Here is a 16,002-nt window from a genome sequence, read left to right as displayed (position 1 = left end):
GAGACTCGACGGTCTAGACGCCGGGTCCTAGGAGGTCCCTACGGAGATGGCAACATTTCTTTGGGAGTGCGGCAAGGGGTGGATTTTTGGTGGGCGCATCCGAGCGTCGCTGCAAGCATGCTGCGATGCTACGAAGCTCGTATGCGCCAGCCTTCGCGAGCGCATGGTGGACCAGCGTCACAGCGCCGCTGCAGCGCTTTGTCGCAGCAAGCCAAAGACGAAGCCGGGACACTACGAAGCAACGACGCGGCGCTGGTTCGGCGGTCGTTCATGGCTCTCTGCGAAACGTCGTCATGACGACGCTGCGCTGCGGGGAAGCAGCGAAGGAACGAAACATCGCAAAGGTGCAGCTACGCTGCGTAGGAGGTTGAAGGTGGCGCCACGTCGCCACATAGAAACGAGCGTGCAGCTCAACGTCGCGACGGCGAAGTGCAGAAGCGTAGGAGCGCCGCTGGAGGCTTGCAACGGAGCAGGCTAGCAAAGAAGCTGGGTGCACGAGCGACAGCGGATATGCGCCGCAAGCTAGCTACGAAGCCTCGGAGCTACGCATATGAGTGGCAGAGGCGCCGCGCAGGAGAGTAGCTAGCGTATGAGCTTTTATCGCAGCGTAGTGCCTAGCGCATGGAGCTATTGCGCCATATCGCTACAGCGCACGTAGCTTGCTGGCTGACGGTGCAGCGGCGTATGTCGTTTGCAAACCAGGAGCGCATTGTCGCTGCGGCGTAAGGGTGCCGCTGCGTCGATTCGTAACGGCGCAGCAAGCCAGCCACCACACGACGAAGCAGCGTACATAGGCTGCAACGCATCGAAGAAGCGACGATCATCGCATGCAAGCGCGTAGGGAAGGTGCGCCACGGTGCTGCAGCGGATATACGTCACTACGCTAAAGCGGAGCAACGCAACGTGTTTGGTGCGCCTCGACGAAATGTCGCAGTGAGCGTGGTGCGCAGCTAGCCAAAAACGTAGCTGGTTTGCTCGCCAACAGATATGTTTCGACGTGGCGCATGGTAGTATCTTGCCAGCAGCGAACAGGCGTGCTAGCGAGCCCGGCATGAGAAGGATCGCCATCGTCAACCAAAAAGGTGGGGCAGGCAAAACGACCACCGCCGTACACCTCGCCGTGTCCCTCGCAAAATTGCGCAAACGCGTCCTGCTCATCGACCTCGATGGCCAAGGCAACGCCACCACCTACCTCGGACTGCAAAAAGGCGGCGACGCCCTGCTCGAATTGCTCCTCGGTAAACGCTCCTTCGAAGACGCCGTGAAGCCCACCGCTTTCGGCGTCGATGTCCTCGCCGGCGGCCCGCAACTCGAAGGCCTCGACGTCGTCCTCTACATGGCCAAAGGTTCCACCGGCCCGCTGCTCCTCAAAAAGCAGCTCGACGCAGCCAAAAGCCGCTGGGACTTCGCCCTCATCGATTGCCCTCCCAACTTGGGCACGGCCACAGCTTCGGCGCTCGTCGCGGCCGCCGAAGTGCTCATTCCGGTCCAAGCCGAAGCCATGGCCGCCGAAGGCCTCGCACGGCTCTGTGAAAACATCGAAGAAGTGCGCGGCGTCAATACCGCGTTGCGCGTCGTCGGCGTCTTGCCGTGCATGACGACCGCTCGAGATAGTCTGTCCCTGGAAGTGGAAGCTGCCTTGCGAGAAAACTTCGGCGACCTCGTGTTCTCACAATCCATCAAACGCGCCACGAAAATCGCCCAATCCTATACGGCGCGAAAACCCATGCATGCGTTCGATCCGAAAAACCCCATTCTGAAAGCGTACGACAGCGTCGCGCGAGAGCTCGTCAAGAGAGGAGTGGCAGCGGCATGAGCAAGAATCGTCAGCAGCTAAAAACGGGCCTTCGAGCAATCCTTGGTGGGGGCATCCGAGAAGAACCCAGCGCACCCGAAATCGAAGAAACCGTGCATCGAGCCGAACCGCTCATCCCAAAAACCGCGCCCGACAAAACACTCGTCGTGGTGGTGCAACCCCAAGCGCCCGTCGATGTATCACACGAAGAGCCGCTCGAGGAAGCGCCCGCCGCCGCAGGGGCGGAGGAGCCTGCGCGAAAACCACGAAAGAAGCCCGCTCCGCCGCCTCCGCCCGAACCAAAACCGAAAATGACCGCCGCCGCACGCGTCGGGACACTCGACAACCCCTACGTGCGAAAACGCGACAATTTGCCCACGCGAAAGGTGGGCATCGTGCTTCCCGTAGCGCTCGCCGAACGAATGCAGATTCATTGCGTAAAAGCTCGCACGCGCCCCAACGAATTCGTCGCACGCGCCATCGAAGCGCTCCTCGACGAATTGCAGGCATGACGCGCCCCCCAAAACATTCTCGCACCGATCACTCGTCGAACGTCGCCGCGCGCTGCAATACGGCGCGTTGGGGGCGCCGCGTGTGGACGTAAATGTTCGCGCTCGGCACTCGCATTCGATTAAAAATGCGCAGCGTCCACGCGAAGATCGCGGTCATGCTGACGGTGAGCGTCACCAATCGGAGCGAGTCCACGATGGGAAATGCCGAACATTCGATGAGCAGGCAATTCGACAAGGCCACACCGGAAAGCGTAATGCTGGCAAACGTGCCACGCCGATAAAGCGCTGAAACAATGCCGAGGTGGATGCCAAAAACGGCCGCAATGATGACGAAACCAGAGATCCCTCCAAACAAGAGCCCTTCGGTAATCGGCGTGCACGGCAGGTCCGTGAGCATTCCCAGCGACTCGTAGGCGCGCTCACATACGACCTTGTCCGTCGCGTATTTGTCGGGCATGATGATGCCCGGCGTCGCTTTGATGACGGTCGTGCTGAACGAGTCCCAAAGGTCATAACGACCTCCGAGCGCATCGAGGTGATCGATGCTGGTCGAATCGATCCATAAATACGTGAGCCTGTCGGAGAAGTTTTGCGATGCCGCCGCAATGTCTACCGAGCGGCCGGAAATGACCCGCAAGTGCTCGACGGCATTGCCCGAGGGGCCTTCCTGTCGCCAAAGATAACTGCCGACGATCAAAACGCCGCCGAGGAAAGCGAGCCCTGCCGTGACGAACCCCGTGCGTACGATGGAAATGCGCGTCGAATCGAGCCATGCGCTGGCAATGGAGAGAATCAAGGCGCCGAGCATCATCCGGCGCGACTGCGCAATGAAGAGCAGAGCAATGGTCGTGACCCAAATGGCGCTCATTGCGAGAGCTCGGGTCGTTTGCGCTTTTTCGCCGATGGCTTCTTTGAGCGTCGTTCGGCCCATTGCGGCGGAAAAGCCGAAGAGCAAGGGAAAGTAGAGCAATTCGAGCCGAATTCCTCCGCTCTCCATCTGGACCGTGTCGCCATAATGGCTCCAGAGGCCCGCATTGAAGCCGGATATCGTCGAAACGGCAGCGGACATTCCAATGGCAACGGCCCCGATTTCCGGGCGACCCGCCGTCGCGACGTACTCGATGGCTTTCGCCGGACGCTGGAACACGACCGCCGACAATCTGCCCACGAGAATGGCGATGCCCATGAAAGCGACGAGCGCAAGGAGCGCCATCGCCACCGAATCCGCCGAAGCTGGGAGCGGAAACGTAAAACCCTGTTCGAGCGCCCCCAATGCATTGGGGCAGTAGGCAGCAATGAAAACGATTGCCACCGTCAACAGAGGAACATGTTCGCGATGATATACGTGCCGCAGCATTCCGGCCAAGGGTGCCGCGAGCAGCAGCACGAACAAAAAAGCCATCGACGACGTGCCATCGGCGCCCCATGCCATGAGCGTGAAGATGCCCGTGAACATGGCCCAGAGGATCACGCACACCTCGATCGTCGAAGCGGCCTTCTCTTGGCTGTCTCGGTCTTCGGCATGAGCTGAGATTGCATGGCGGAAGCCTCCGTCGTTGTCAAGTTGATCCCGCGGCGCGTCTTGAAGTACTGTTTTCGATGCAGAGCGGCATAGGCAACACGGGAGACGATCATGCTATCGAACACGGGTCGAGGATTTTTCAATCGAGCGAGTTTTGTGGGAATGTTGGGAGCGACAGCCATTGTTGTAGGCTGCACGGGTTCGCCCAATCCCAGCGCAGCGACGGGCGGACAAGGCGGCGCCGGAGGGTCGGGTGCAGGCGGCGGGGGCGGCAGCGGAGGGTCGCCCATTGCGCAAATCGAGTGGACCGAATTCAAGGAAAGTGCCGATACGAAAAAAGTGTATGTCAGCAGCTCCGGCGGTGACGACAACAATGACGGGTCGGCGCCCGAAAAAGCCGTCAAGACACTGGCCAAAGGCATCTCGCTGTTGCGTGACGGAATGCCGGACTGGATGCTCTTGAAACGCGGCGACGTGTGGCTCGAATCGCTCGGCGAATGGAAACTTTCGGGGCGAAGCGCGACCGAACCGATGGTGGTGATGGCCTACGGCGAAGATCTCATGCGGCCGACGCTCAAAACAGGAGCCCTCGGAGCGCTCGAGGCATTCGCTGGGCCCCTTCGGCACCTTGCATTCGTGGGAATTCACTTTTACGCTCATACGCGCGACCCCGAGTCCTCGGACTTCATGGGTGCAAATGGAGCCACCGGCATTCAATGGCTCGCGCCGACGGAAGATCTTCTCTTCGAAGACGTGATGGTACAGTACTATTCTGCATCGAACATCACGATTCAAGGCAACATGGCGAACGTGAGGTTACGGCGATCGGTGATCGTGGATGCATACAGCACCAACAGTGACGCGCGGGGCGTGTACGTGGAGGGGGTCCAAGGGCTGCTCATCGAGGAAAACGTTTTCGATCACAATGGATGGAATTCGCATCCGAACCTTGCTGGCATGGGGGCGGGCCCGAAGATCGACAGTCACAACGTGTACGTTCAAGTTTCGTGTGACGACGTGACGATTCGCGGCAATTTTGCGACGCGGGCGGCAAGTCACGGGGTCGAGGCGCGAGCGGGGGGCATCGTCGAGGGCAATCTGGTGCTCGAAAATCCCGTGGGTTTGTCGTTTGGGCTCGTGACGGACACGTGGGATCCGAAGCCGGGCGGTGTGGTGGGGCGCGTCGCGGGCAACGTGGTGCGCGATGCGGGAGATGTGGATGTGAACAACACGCGCGGCATTGGGCTCGCGCTGGGGAACATTCAATCGGCGACGGTGGAAGACAACATCCTTGCCCACGATCAATCGATGGGGACATCGAGCATTGCGATCGACGTGCGTCGGAAGACGAATCCGCTCGTGGCCGACGAGAAAGTCCAGAACTTGACCATTCAGAACAACATCATTTACGACTGGCGCGGTGGAATTCGGTTTGGCACGAGCGCGCTCGCGGGCGTATCCATCCAGAACAACGACGTGCAATCACCGATTCGAGCGACGGCGCTGGTGAATTATTTCGGAATGGCGTTTTCGCCGGAGACGACGTACGGAGGTAATCGCTGGTTTTCCGCGGCGAATCCGAACGAATGGTTCACGATTGGGGCGAATTCGCAATCGTTCGAAAATTGGATCACGACGAGCGGCGAGCAAGGAGCGACGAGCACGCCGGTGATGTACATGGATGCGCAGCGGCGTCTAGGCAACTACCACGAAACGCTGGGCAAGGACGCGAGTTTCGAGGCGTACATGGCGGAGGTGCGGAAGCAGTCGCAGATGAATTGGCGCGTCGAATACATGGCCAAGGCGCCGATGGCGTACATGCGCGAGGGGTTTGGCAAAAAATAGCGGCGGGAAGACGCGCCCGTCATGGGACTTGAGTTCCATGGAAGTTGTTATGGTCCGACAAACGGCCTCCGGGTGAGCCCTTGGCAGGCCGTTTGAAAGGCGGGGAGACATCCGTTCAGCAGCTCGGGAACATTTTCGAAGGAGAGTGAAGTTTGTCGGGTGACCTCGGTAAAACGATGCGTTACCCGTGACAAACTTTTTTGTTGACGAACGGAAGGGATGATGATAATTTGCTGGAAATGCAGTGATGAGGAGGTGCAACAAGGGTACGGTCTTCGGCATGAACCATGTTCATGGCGGAATTGGGTATCGCTGAGGTGCGGTCAAACGGTTCGCAAAAGTTCGCAAGGTAACAAATCGTTGGGTTGTTGTGCGTCGAGGAAGGCGCTGGCCCACTGATGTGGCAGTGCGATCTTTTGGGGCCCGTTTGTTTGCACCAAACGTAATTACTCCCGAGGGTTTCTCCTCGCCCGGGGTAAGAGGTGTTCGGCGCTTGGGCAAGCAGCCGCATCGTTGGTGCAACAAGCGGTCCCCGCTCTCTTACGCTCGCCGCGCACGAGCGGCGAAGTGCTGCTCACGCCTTTGAATTGCGCGGTTTCGGGCATGGGTGACAAATGAGTTGCCTTCTGGCGCTCGACGCAGGATAAGCGATCTTCGTACCCTTCCGAAAGGTCGTGTCGTGATGAGCGCCAAGGCGAGCGTGTGGTATCGATCGAGCACGTTTTGGATTTTCGTGGGGCTCTTCCTCGGCGTCGTTCTCGGCGGCTTTTTTCCGCAAGACGATTACCCTACGGCATACGAATTTTTCCGCTTTTTGTCCAAAGCGTTCATTTCGCTCATCAAGGGACTCATCGTACCGCTTTTGATCTCGACGATCATCGTGGGCATCGCGCAAACGGGCGATTTGCGTTCGGTAGGGCGTTTGGGCGGGAAATCGCTGCTCTACTTCGAGGTCGTCACGACGCTGGCGCTGATCATCGGCCTCGGAATTGCCAATTGGTGGAAACCGGGCGAACACCTGCCGATCGACTTGAGCTCGTCGGGACCGACGCTCGCCAAACCTCAATCGGGATGGGACACGGCGCTTCATCTTTTCCCATCGAACTTGATCAAGCACGCGGCAGAAGGCGACATTTTGCCCGTCGTCGTGTTCGCGTCGATGTTTGGCATCAGTCTGACGCGCATCGGTGAAAAGGGAAAACTCATTCTCGACTTTTTCAAAGGCACGTCGGAGGTGATGTTCAAATACACCGACATGGTAATGAAGCTGACGCCGATTGGTGTGTTTGGGGCCATGGCATACAATGTGAGCCACATGGCGGCGGAGCACACCGTCAATGGTGTGGTGGTTCGAGGGTGGCCGGCGGTGCTTTACTTGATGAAGCAATATGCGCTGCTCGTGGGGAGCTTGTATTTTGCGCTCGTGGCGCTCTTTTGCTTGGTGTTCGTGCCCATCATGCTGATTGCAGGCGTCAAGGTGGTGGCGTTTTTGCGCGCGGTGCGCGAGCCTGCGCTGACGGCATTTTCGACGGCATCGAGCGAGGCTGCGCTGCCGCGGTTGCTCGAGGAAATGGTGCTCTTCGGGGTGCCTCGGCGCATTGCGAGCTTCGTGATTCCCACGGGATATTCGTTCAACTTGGATGGGTCGACGCTGTATCTGGTGCTGGCGTCGCTCACGATTGCGCAAGCGGCCAAAATCGAATTGTCGCTATCGCAGCAGATCACCATGCTTTTGGCCTTCATGCTGAGCTCGAAGGGGGTCGCGGGCGTGCCGCGCGCGTCGCTCGTGATCATTGCGGGTACGTGCGCGAGTTTCGGGCTGCCAGGTGAAGCAGGGATTGCAATGCTGCTCGCGGTCGACGAGCTGATGGACATGGCGCGGACGATGATCAACGTGATAGGCAATGCGCTCGCGTCCGTGGTCATTGCGAAGTGGGAGGGCGTTTTCGGAACGGCGCCCGAAGATGCGGTTGGTCTCGAGGAACCTCCGCCCGCGCCGGAAGAGGACCCGTCGGCGCGAGTTTCCGTACTTTAGAAATCTGAAACACAACGGCTTGCGAAAAATTTTCGCGTTGGAAACATTTGGGGCTTGAACTGGTTCGGGGCGTGCAAGTAATCTCGTAGGTGACAGAGATCGGTCCTCCCTACTGCATGCCGAACCGCACACGAGTCCTGAAACGTCTACTTTCCCGCTTCATGCTGGCAGCCCTGCTGCTGGTGGTCCCTTTTTTCGCCTGGGCGCGGCTGTCGCTTTTTGCGTTTCCTGGCGACGTTGGGTCGACTTCGACCGACGTCACGACGCAGGTTCAGGGGTTGACGGAGGAGGCGGAGTGGGAGAGTGCGCGTGAGGTTGCTCGTCCGGCGCCGCGGACTCGGTTGCGAGACGGCCGCCGTCTGTGCGTGCCATCGAACGCCGATGAACGCCGAGCGGCGGAGATCCGACATTCGCGCTTCAAGCTCGTGGTGGATGTGCGGCGTGTCAAGCCTAAACGGCAGCACGATCCGCCCTATTTGCGACCTCGTGTGGTGCGTCTTCTGAGTTGATATGCGGGCGTCGGCTGGGCGACGAGCGCAGCGCGGCGCAGCGAGTACCGCTGAAGTATCGCAACCGTAAGCAACGCGGCCGATTCGTTCAAGGAGAGCGTCGCCGCACCTGAGCGCAATGATTTGCGCATCAACAAGGAAGACCCATGCAGAAGCTCGTCGATGGATTGCACATATTCCAGTCGGAAGTTTTCCCCACTCACCAAGAGCTTTTCAACGCATTGTCGAAGGGGCAGAAGCCGGAGACGTTGTTCATCACGTGTTCGGATAGTCGAATCCTGCCCAACATGATTACGCAAACGAAGCCGGGGGATTTGTTCATATTGCGGAACGCGGGAAACCTGATTCCGTCGTATGGTCCGCTGAGCAGCCATAGTGGTGAAGCAGCGGCGATCGAGTTTGCCGTGGTGGCACTCGGGGTTTCGCACATCGTCGTTTGTGGGCACACGTTGTGCGGTGCGATCAAGGGGTTGCTGGATCCCCCGAGCCTCGAGAACATGCCGGCGGTCAAGGCATGGTTGGCGCACGCCGAAGGGACGAGGCGGGTGGTGCAAGAGAACTATCGGCACCTCGAAGGGCAGGCGCTGCTCACGGCGGCAATTGAAGAGAACGTGCTGACGCAGCTCGAAAACCTGCGCACGCATCCCACCGTGCGCTCGCGCCTTGCGCGCAATGAGCTGTCCCTTTATGGGTGGGTATACAAGATGGAAACGGGTCAAGTGTTTCAATACGACCACGCGACAGGCCAGTTTGCTGCCGTGATCACGAGTCAGCCAGCCGTTACCGACGTTGCAGGGGCTCGCCCGAACGTGTTCTGACGCTTCGCGCGTGTGGGCCGCCCTGAGAGAGGCGCGATTTCTCGGCGCCCGCGGTGCCCCCCAAACTCGCCCTCGTACGTGTAGGCCCGCGCCCCGAGAGAGGCGCGATTTCTCGGCGCCCGCGGTGCCCCCCAAACTCGCCCGCTGCGCGGGCTCGAACAGTGGAACCCCCCGCGAACGCCGAGAAATCGCACCTCTCTCCGGGCTACGCTGGTCACAGCGTTTAGGCGAGTGGAGAGGCCATACGCCGCGTATCGAACCGGAACCTTCCATCCATTCGAATCCATTGCCATTCGCATCGCATTCTGCGAAAGTGACACCTCGACCGCCCGCGCGAGGTGAATGCATGCACGTCCTTACCTTGGAATCGAAAAACAGCCGCGTACGAATCCATCACGCCGTGGGGGCGCTGGTGATGGCTGTGTCGGTAATGGCCATGACTGCAACGGGGTGTGGTGATACGGGCGTGGCGGCGGATGCATCGTGCTCCGATAAAATCCAAAATGGCAGCGAGACGGGCGTCGATTGCGGCGGGACCTGCGCGGCATGTGGCGACGGCGCGGGATGCACCGATGGCACGCACTGCATGAGCGGCGTGTGCAATGATGGCACCTGTCAAGCGCCGACGTGCAGCGATGGCGTGCAAAATGGCAGCGAAACGAGCGTCGATTGCGGTGGAAGTTGCGCCGTCGCCGAATCGTGCAATGGGAAAGACGACGATTGTAATGGAATCGTCGACGATGGAATCGCGTCAATGACGTGTGGTGTGGGGACCTGTCAGCAGACCGTGCCGGGGTGCACGGCGGGGCAGCCTTCGAGCTGCGAGCCCGATCCGGCAGGCGTCGAAACGTGCGACGGGCTCTTGGACGAGGATTGCGATGGCGTCGTCGACAACGGCTGCTCGTGCCAGAACGGCGATACGCAGACGTGCTACACGGGATCGCCGACGACGATGGACGTGGGCGCATGCAAGGCGGGAACGCAGACGTGCGATGCCGGGACGTGGGGCTCGTGCGACGGCGAGGTCACTCCGCTGGCGGAGACGTGCGACGGGCTGGACAACGATTGCAATGGCGCGGCCGACGACGGCATTGCATCGGTGACGTGCGGGGTAGGCGCGTGCCAAGTGACGGTTGCCGGCTGCGTCAATGGCGAGCCGTCGACATGCACGCCGGGCGAGCCAACTGCGGAGACGTGCGACGGGCTGGACAACGATTGCAATGGCGCGGCCGACGACGGCATTGCATCGGAGACGTGCGGGGTAGGCGCGTGCCAAGTGACGGTTGCCGGCTGCGTCAATGGAGAGCCGTCGACGTGCACGCCGGGCGAGCCAACTGCGGAGACGTGCGACGGGCTGGACAACGATTGCAATGGCGCGGCCGACGACGGCAATCCTGGGGGCGGCGCAGCATGTAATACAGGTATGCTCGGCGCATGTGCCGGCGGGACGACGGCATGCAGCGGTGGAAGCATCGTGTGCAATCAGAACACGATGCCAAACGTGGAAGTGTGCGACGGATTGGTCGACGAAAGCTGCGACGGGCAAGTCGACGAAGGTTGCCTTTGCACGAACGGGACGATGCAATCTTGTTACGATGGTCCCGCGGGCACGGAAGGCGTTGGTCCGTGCACGACGGGCTTGCAGGCGTGCGCGAGCGGCATGTGGGGCGCGTGCGTGGGCCAAGTGCAGCCGGCAGCCGAAACGTGCGACGGCATCGACAACGATTGCGATGGCTCGATCGACGAAAACAATCCTGGTGGGGGGCAAGCGTGCAGCACGGGTTTACCCGGCATTTGTGCGGCCGGCACGATGACGTGCGCATCCGGCGCGCTCACGTGCGTGCAAAACATGCAAGCCGCGCCAAGCGAAGATTGCGGCACGCCGGCCGACGACGATTGCGATGGTCAGGTCAACGAAAATTGCGGCGTTTGCACGCCCTTTTCGACGCGAAGCTGTTACTCGGGCCCCGCAGGTACAATCGGCGTCGGCGTTTGCAAAAGCGGAACCGAGACGTGTAACGCTGCCGGGAGCGCGTGGGGACCCTGCACCGGACAGACCACTCCATCCACGGAATCGTGCAAAAACAACCTCGATGACGATTGCGATGCCCAAACCAACGAAGGCTGTTCGGCGCTCACGTGCCAAAACTTCTACGTCGAGGACTTCAACGACGGAACGGCTACCGATCTAACGGGCGGCGTCTACCAAGTCGATTGGTGCAATTCCTATGTCGCATCGGCAGCCAATACGCCGCTGTGTATGCTTCCAGGACAAACGACGCGCACCAATGCGAGCGGCGGAACCAATACATTCGTGGGCTTTTGGGTGCACAAAGCGACGGCGAGCTGTTCGGCCGTGCGATTGTCGTACGATTGGTATCAATTCGCCAATGCCGGAGCGGTCGTCGAATACAAGCAAACGAACGACAGTTTTTCCTCGTATTCGTCCTGCTCCAGCAGCTCCGGTTGGACCACGGCCGTACCGTCCTCTTCCATGTCGACATTGCAAACGTGCAGCTCGACCACGAACATCAACATTCCATTCGGCAGCTCGCCGGCGGTTTACATCAAGTTCAAGAGCACGAACAGCCAAAACAACGCGATGTGGTGGGACAACATCAAGCTGACGCTCGTCGGCTGCGATTGTTGACAGGCTGTCCCCCCCCCCCCCCCCCCCCCCCCCCCCCCCCCCCCCCCCCCCCCCCCGCCCCCCCCCCCCCCCCCCCGCCCCCCCCCCCCCCCCCCCCCCCCCCCCCCCCCCCCCCCCCCCCCCCCCCCCCCCCCCCCCCGCCCCCCCGCCCCCCCCCGCCCCCCCCCCCCCCCCCCCCCCCCCCCCCCCCCCCCCCCCCCCCCCCCCCCCCCGGCCCCCCCCCCCCCCCCCCCCCCCCCCCCCCCCCCCCCCCCCGCCCCCCCCCCCCCCCCCCCCCCCCCCCCCCCCCCCGCCCCCCCCCCCCCCCCCGCGCCCCCCCCCCCCCCCGCCCCCCCCCCCCCCCCCCCCCCCCCCCCCCCCCCCCCCCCCCCCCCCCCCCCCCCCCCCCCCCCCCCCCCCCCCCCCCCCCCCCCCCCCCCCCCCCCCCCCCCCCCCCCCCCCCCCCCCCCCCCACCCCCCCCCCCCCCCCCCCCCGGGCCCCCCGCCCCCCCCCCCCCCCCCCCCCCCGCCCCCCCCCCCCCCCCCCCCCCCCCCCCCGCCCCCCCCCCCCCCCCCCCCCCCCCCCCCCCCCCCCCCCCCCCCCCCCCCCCCCCCCCCCCCCCCCCCCCCCCCCCCCCCCCCCCCCCGCCCCCCCCCCCCCCCCCCCCCCCCCCCCCCCCCCCCCCCCCCCCCCCCCCCCGCGCCCCCCCCCCCCCCCCCCCCCCCCCCCCCCCCCCCCCCCCCCCCCCCCCCCCCCCCCCCCCCCCCCCCCCCCCCCCCCCCCCCCCCCCCCCCCCCCCCCCCCCGCCCCCCCCCCCCCCCCCCCCCCCCCCCCCCCCCCCCCCCCCCCCCCCCCCCCCCCCCCCCCCCCCCCCCCCCCCCCCCCCCCCCCCCCCCCCCCCCCCCCCCCCCCCCCGCCCCCGCCCCCCCCCCCCCCCCCCCCCCCCCCCCCCCCCCCCCCCCCCCCCCCGATGGAGTGATCTCTACGAACGACCAACGTCAACGAAGGTCGTACGTAAACCGTGCAGCATCGACGGTTTGCTGCCGCGATGCCGTTACCTCGACGTACCACCTGCCAGCCATGGGCAACGCAAAGCCCGTCGCGACGTAGGTGCCGCTTTCTGAATCTTCGATGGCCGTCGCACGCGGCGCATCGTGCGCCATTGCCGGCATGATCGCCAATACATGCACTGCGGCCCCAACGAAAGGCGCTTCCGTCGACGCTTCACGGATCGAAATCCGCAAATCATTCTCGCCCTGCGTCAAGGGCTTTTCCGAATCGACTTGGAAATGCAAAAGCCCCGCGTCGCCTACCGTATCTCGATAGGGATCGACATCCCCGTCCGCACTGCCACATCCAACGAGAGCGAAAGTCACGACGGGTACGACGAACAAGCTCGATGCAACGTGTTTCATGAATTCAGTTCTCCCACGAGGTCGATCGGCGCAAACCAATCGAAATGGCCACGTACGCAGGTTCGTTCTTACCGAGCTCGTGGACCGGTACGTCCAGCTCGAGCGAACCCAAAAGCGTAAATCGAGACGGCAGGTCATATCCCACAAAAGCGAGCGCTGCCGTGCGATGGCGATCGGCGTCGGGCATCGTCACGCCCCCGATGGATGGCGCCCCCTCGCGCTCGTGGATGACTCCCAATGACAGCGACAAACCCATGTCGAAAACGGGGCCGGCCGCCGCCAATAGACGTAATCGTGGAGCAAGGTCGAAGGATGGCGACGCGGACAAATCATTCGCTGCGGAACGCAACCCGACCGAGGCTGCGACAATCGCGTTCGCCTCGCCCCCGAAAGAATGCTCGAGGAAAATGCCGGGACGAAATTCGGTCACACCCAAGCCCGTGGCATCGGCTGCGAGGACATTCGTGGCTTCCGAGGCTGAACGGCCGGTTGGAAATGCAAGAGCGGCTGTGAGCGCTATCGCTGGCCAAGAGCTCGCCGTGGACAATGGCACGATGTCAAAACGCCCAGAAAATGAAAAATCGCCGATTCCGCCCCCCATTTCCGTGTCGGCACCGATGCGCCGCATGTTCAAGACAAACGGCACGGTGATTCCGAGTTGCAATCTCGATACCGGAGCAACCATTGCAGTGAGGTCGGCGCGAGCATCCGCATCGAATACGTTCGAGGGAATCGTGAAAAACCCGCCGCTGGCGTCGTACGACCCGAAACGATCCGCAACGCGAGTGGACAACATGATGGCCGCTCGCTCGCCAAGACCAAGGCGTTGCCCAAGTCCGTGCCCACTACCACAGCATGCCGTCGCATACGCGGCTATGGGGCGGGCGAGCAGTACGAAAGCAAAGCTCAGCAAACCAAGAGGTACGCGCATCGGAACGCGACGGTTATGATGCCGCGGTCGTGGTTCGTCGATGAGTCATGTTGTCGCAGATCCGTGCCTGCGACGATCGGTCGCACCTCGAAGTGCCGTCCGGCTGCTAGCCTCCGCGGCAAATGACGGCAACGCACATGAACGCGCCGCTCGAGCTCACGCGGCACCCAGGGGATCCCGACGAGGATGGCGATCTGCACCTCGTTCAACGCGGCCTCACGGCCCTGCGATTCGTGGTGGGCGCGCTGCTACTCGTGACGCTTCCGTTGAGCGAGCGAGTGCTTGGATTTCCTGTCGAGTACGGGATCGCCATTCCGGCGATGGCGGTGGTCGTCGTGAGCAACTTCGTCCTCGCGACGCGCGCCAAAACCGGACGCATGCCGCCGCGTACGCTCGCCGCAAGCCTCGCGCTCGACTTGCTCGGCGTCTTCGCCGTGCTAGCTGCGTCCGGCGGAGCGGCCAATCCCTGGAGCGCGCTTTTCCTCGTGCACATCGCGCTTGCTGCAGCCATTCTCCCGCGCGGACCCACCATCGCGCTCTCGGCGCTTGCTGCAACCTTGTTTCTCGCACTGTTTGCCGTCCCCTCGGGTGCGTGCTGCCCAAACCATCCCACGCATGATGCATTTTCGACACATCTTTATGGGATGTGGTTCGCCTTTGCCCTCTCCGCGGGCATCATCGCCATGTTCGTCACGCGCGTACGCAGCGCGCTCGAAGCTCGCGGCCGCGAGATTGCCAGGTTGCGCCGAGAAGCCGAAGACAACATGCGATTTCGTGCACTTGCAACGCTGGCCGCGGGAACGGCGCACGAGCTCAACACGCCGCTCGGAACCATCGCCGTGCTCGCGTACGAACTTGCAGATCAAGAACAACCAGAGTTTGTCAAGAAACACGCCGAAGCCATCGGCACGCAGGTCGAGCGATGTCGTGAGGTCATCACGAGACTTCACGCAGGAGCCGCGAAGCGAGCGCCCGCTGAACCGACGGAAATCAAAAACAAATTACTCGAAGCTATCGATGCATGGCGCGCAGCACACCCCGATGCATCCGTGCATGCGAAAACGAGCGGCATGGAAACATTGCGCGTCTCGCTCGGGGCGGCCGATATCGAAGCAGCCGTGGGCGCATTGCTCGACAATGCATGGTTTGCGAGTCGCGCCGTCGATGCGACGGAGCCCGTCACGGTGGAGCTCGGTCGCGACGACAAGGGACCCTTCATTGCCGTGGAAGATGCGGGGATTGGCATTCCGAACGAATTGCGCCAGCGGCTCGGCGAGCCATTCGTGACGACGAAGGAACCTGGCGAAGGTATGGGCCTGGGCCTCTGGCTCGTGCGTCGAACCGTGGAAGAAGCAGGGGGAAAACTCGAAATCGTGCCTGGCGCGAAACGAGGCACTCGAGTCGTCATGCGTCTCCCGGAGCAAACCTCATGAGCAGCGATGGCGGAGCCCCCACGTTGCTCGTCGTCGACGATGACGAAGCATTTCGCGCTGCCATTGGCGGAGCGCTCGAACGCCGAGGTTTTGCGGTGTCTCTCGCTGCGGGAATGGCGCCGGCCCTCGAGCTTGCGCGAGACAAGGTATTCGAATATGCGCTCGTCGATGTACGCATGCCTGGCGGAAATGGCATCGAGCTCGTGCGGGCATTACGAGCCGTCGACGAAGGCACGCGTATCGTGGTCCTCACGGGATACGGCACGATTGCCAATGCCGTCGAAGCGATGCGCGCGGGTGCCGTCGATTACCTCACGAAACCCGTCAATGCCGCCGTATGCGCACAAGCATTGCTAGGCGTCACCAAGAGCGACGCATCCGAAGACGTGCCTTCGCTCGACCGCGTCGAGTGGGAATATTTGAATAGGGTGCTCGCAGATTGCGGCGGAAACATTTCCGAAGCCGCACGAAGGCTCAAAATGCACAGGCGCTCGCTGCAGCGCAAAATGGGCAAGCTGCCTCCTTTGCGGTGAGTTCGAGCCGCGTGCATCAAAGCG

Annotated in this window: 13 protein-coding genes; 10 read left to right on the top strand and 3 right to left on the bottom strand. The window is 62.6% G+C overall.

Annotated features, from left to right (window positions below; genetic code table 11):
* The first annotated feature begins 46 nt into the window (after positions 1-46).
* From IPM54_09055 to IPM54_09045, 3 genes are all read left to right on the top strand, one after another.
* Positions 47-478 carry a hypothetical protein gene (locus IPM54_09055; GenBank protein MBK9259969.1) on the top strand — a complete coding sequence of 144 codons (432 nt, stop codon included), beginning with the start codon at positions 47-49 and terminating at the stop codon, positions 476-478.
* A 573-nt stretch (positions 479-1,051) separates the two neighbouring features.
* Complete coding sequence (locus IPM54_09050; protein MBK9259968.1) at positions 1,052-1,816, top strand: ParA family protein; 765 nt, start codon at positions 1,052-1,054, stop codon at positions 1,814-1,816.
* On the top strand, positions 1,813-2,307 hold the full coding sequence (locus IPM54_09045) for a hypothetical protein (GenBank protein MBK9259967.1): 495 nt from the start codon (positions 1,813-1,815) through the stop codon (positions 2,305-2,307). Before IPM54_09050 ends, IPM54_09045 begins: the two co-directional genes overlap by 4 nt.
* Before the next feature lie 28 nt (positions 2,308-2,335).
* Here the strand turns inward: IPM54_09045 and IPM54_09040 are convergent, their stop codons facing one another.
* On the bottom strand, positions 2,336-3,778 hold the full coding sequence (locus tag IPM54_09040; GenBank protein ID MBK9259966.1) for a hypothetical protein: 1,443 nt from the start codon (positions 3,776-3,778) through the stop codon (positions 2,336-2,338).
* Between the two features lie 162 nt (positions 3,779-3,940).
* Between IPM54_09040 and IPM54_09035 the strand changes: the two genes are divergently transcribed.
* From IPM54_09035 to IPM54_09015, 5 genes are all read left to right on the top strand, one after another.
* The gene (locus tag IPM54_09035; GenBank protein ID MBK9259965.1) at positions 3,941-5,674 is read left to right on the top strand and encodes a right-handed parallel beta-helix repeat-containing protein; all 1,734 of its coding nucleotides are present in this window, start codon (positions 3,941-3,943) and stop codon (positions 5,672-5,674) included.
* A 682-nt stretch (positions 5,675-6,356) separates the two neighbouring features.
* Positions 6,357-7,709 (top strand): cation:dicarboxylase symporter family transporter, encoded by a 1,353-nt coding sequence (locus IPM54_09030; protein MBK9259964.1) that lies wholly within the window; start codon positions 6,357-6,359, stop codon positions 7,707-7,709.
* A 161-nt stretch (positions 7,710-7,870) separates the two neighbouring features.
* Positions 7,871-8,218, top strand: a complete 348-nt coding sequence (locus IPM54_09025; protein ID MBK9259963.1) for a hypothetical protein — start codon at positions 7,871-7,873, stop codon at positions 8,216-8,218.
* A gap of 146 nt (positions 8,219-8,364) precedes the next feature.
* Positions 8,365-9,036 (top strand): carbonic anhydrase, encoded by a 672-nt coding sequence (locus IPM54_09020; GenBank protein ID MBK9259962.1) that lies wholly within the window; start codon positions 8,365-8,367, stop codon positions 9,034-9,036.
* Positions 9,037-9,382: 346 nt separating this feature from the next.
* The gene (locus tag IPM54_09015; GenBank protein ID MBK9259961.1) at positions 9,383-11,686 is read left to right on the top strand and encodes a hypothetical protein; all 2,304 of its coding nucleotides are present in this window, start codon (positions 9,383-9,385) and stop codon (positions 11,684-11,686) included.
* 978 nt (positions 11,687-12,664) lie between these two features.
* Here IPM54_09015 and IPM54_09010 read toward each other — a convergent pair.
* Together IPM54_09010 and IPM54_09005 are read right to left on the bottom strand one after the other, a co-directional pair.
* Entirely contained in the window at positions 12,665-13,081 is a 417-nt protein-coding gene (locus IPM54_09010) for a FixH family protein (GenBank protein MBK9259960.1), read from the bottom strand.
* A 4-nt stretch (positions 13,082-13,085) separates the two neighbouring features.
* Positions 13,086-13,877: a hypothetical protein gene (locus IPM54_09005; GenBank protein MBK9259959.1), complete on the bottom strand. Its 792-nt coding sequence runs from the start codon at positions 13,875-13,877 to the stop codon at positions 13,086-13,088.
* Between the two features lie 272 nt (positions 13,878-14,149).
* On the opposite strand from IPM54_09005, the gene IPM54_09000 reads away from it, so the two are divergent.
* Both IPM54_09000 and IPM54_08995 read left to right on the top strand, forming a co-directional pair.
* A complete protein-coding gene (locus IPM54_09000; protein ID MBK9259958.1) occupies positions 14,150-15,445 on the top strand; it encodes a HAMP domain-containing histidine kinase in 1,296 nt (431 codons plus the stop codon).
* A complete protein-coding gene (locus IPM54_08995; protein ID MBK9259957.1) occupies positions 15,442-15,978 on the top strand; it encodes a response regulator in 537 nt (178 codons plus the stop codon). The genes IPM54_09000 and IPM54_08995 overlap by 4 nt, the downstream gene beginning before the upstream one ends.
* Positions 15,979-16,002: the final 24 nt, after the last annotated feature.

This window comes from Polyangiaceae bacterium, from assembly GCA_016715885.1.
In the GTDB taxonomy this organism is placed as follows: Bacteria; Myxococcota_A; Polyangia; order Polyangiales; family Polyangiaceae; genus Polyangium.
The sequence above is the reverse complement of the archived record's forward strand: the minus strand, read 5'-3'. Positions and strand labels throughout refer to the sequence as shown.

What these genes read in the sequence shown, in the direction of transcription:
- IPM54_09035 (MBK9259965.1), top strand. Translation starts at nt 3,941, where the DNA reads ATGCTATCGAACACGGGTCGAGGATTTTTCAATCGAGCGAGTTTTGTG.
- IPM54_09045 (MBK9259967.1), top strand. Translation starts at nt 1,813, where the DNA reads ATGAGCAAGAATCGTCAGCAGCTAAAAACGGGCCTTCGAGCAATCCTT.
- IPM54_09030 (MBK9259964.1), top strand. Translation starts at nt 6,357, where the DNA reads ATGAGCGCCAAGGCGAGCGTGTGGTATCGATCGAGCACGTTTTGGATT.
- IPM54_09025 (MBK9259963.1), top strand. Translation starts at nt 7,871, where the DNA reads ATGCTGGCAGCCCTGCTGCTGGTGGTCCCTTTTTTCGCCTGGGCGCGG.
- IPM54_09015 (MBK9259961.1), top strand. Translation starts at nt 9,383, where the DNA reads ATGCACGTCCTTACCTTGGAATCGAAAAACAGCCGCGTACGAATCCAT.
- IPM54_09005 (MBK9259959.1), bottom strand. Translation starts at nt 13,877, where the DNA reads ATGTTGTCCACTCGCGTTGCGGATCGTTTCGGGTCGTACGACGCCAGC.
- IPM54_09055 (MBK9259969.1), top strand. Translation starts at nt 47, where the DNA reads ATGGCAACATTTCTTTGGGAGTGCGGCAAGGGGTGGATTTTTGGTGGG.
- IPM54_09000 (MBK9259958.1), top strand. Translation starts at nt 14,150, where the DNA reads ATGAACGCGCCGCTCGAGCTCACGCGGCACCCAGGGGATCCCGACGAG.
- IPM54_09050 (MBK9259968.1), top strand. Translation starts at nt 1,052, where the DNA reads ATGAGAAGGATCGCCATCGTCAACCAAAAAGGTGGGGCAGGCAAAACG.
- IPM54_09010 (MBK9259960.1), bottom strand. Translation starts at nt 13,081, where the DNA reads ATGAAACACGTTGCATCGAGCTTGTTCGTCGTACCCGTCGTGACTTTC.
- IPM54_08995 (MBK9259957.1), top strand. Translation starts at nt 15,442, where the DNA reads ATGAGCAGCGATGGCGGAGCCCCCACGTTGCTCGTCGTCGACGATGAC.
- IPM54_09020 (MBK9259962.1), top strand. Translation starts at nt 8,365, where the DNA reads ATGCAGAAGCTCGTCGATGGATTGCACATATTCCAGTCGGAAGTTTTC.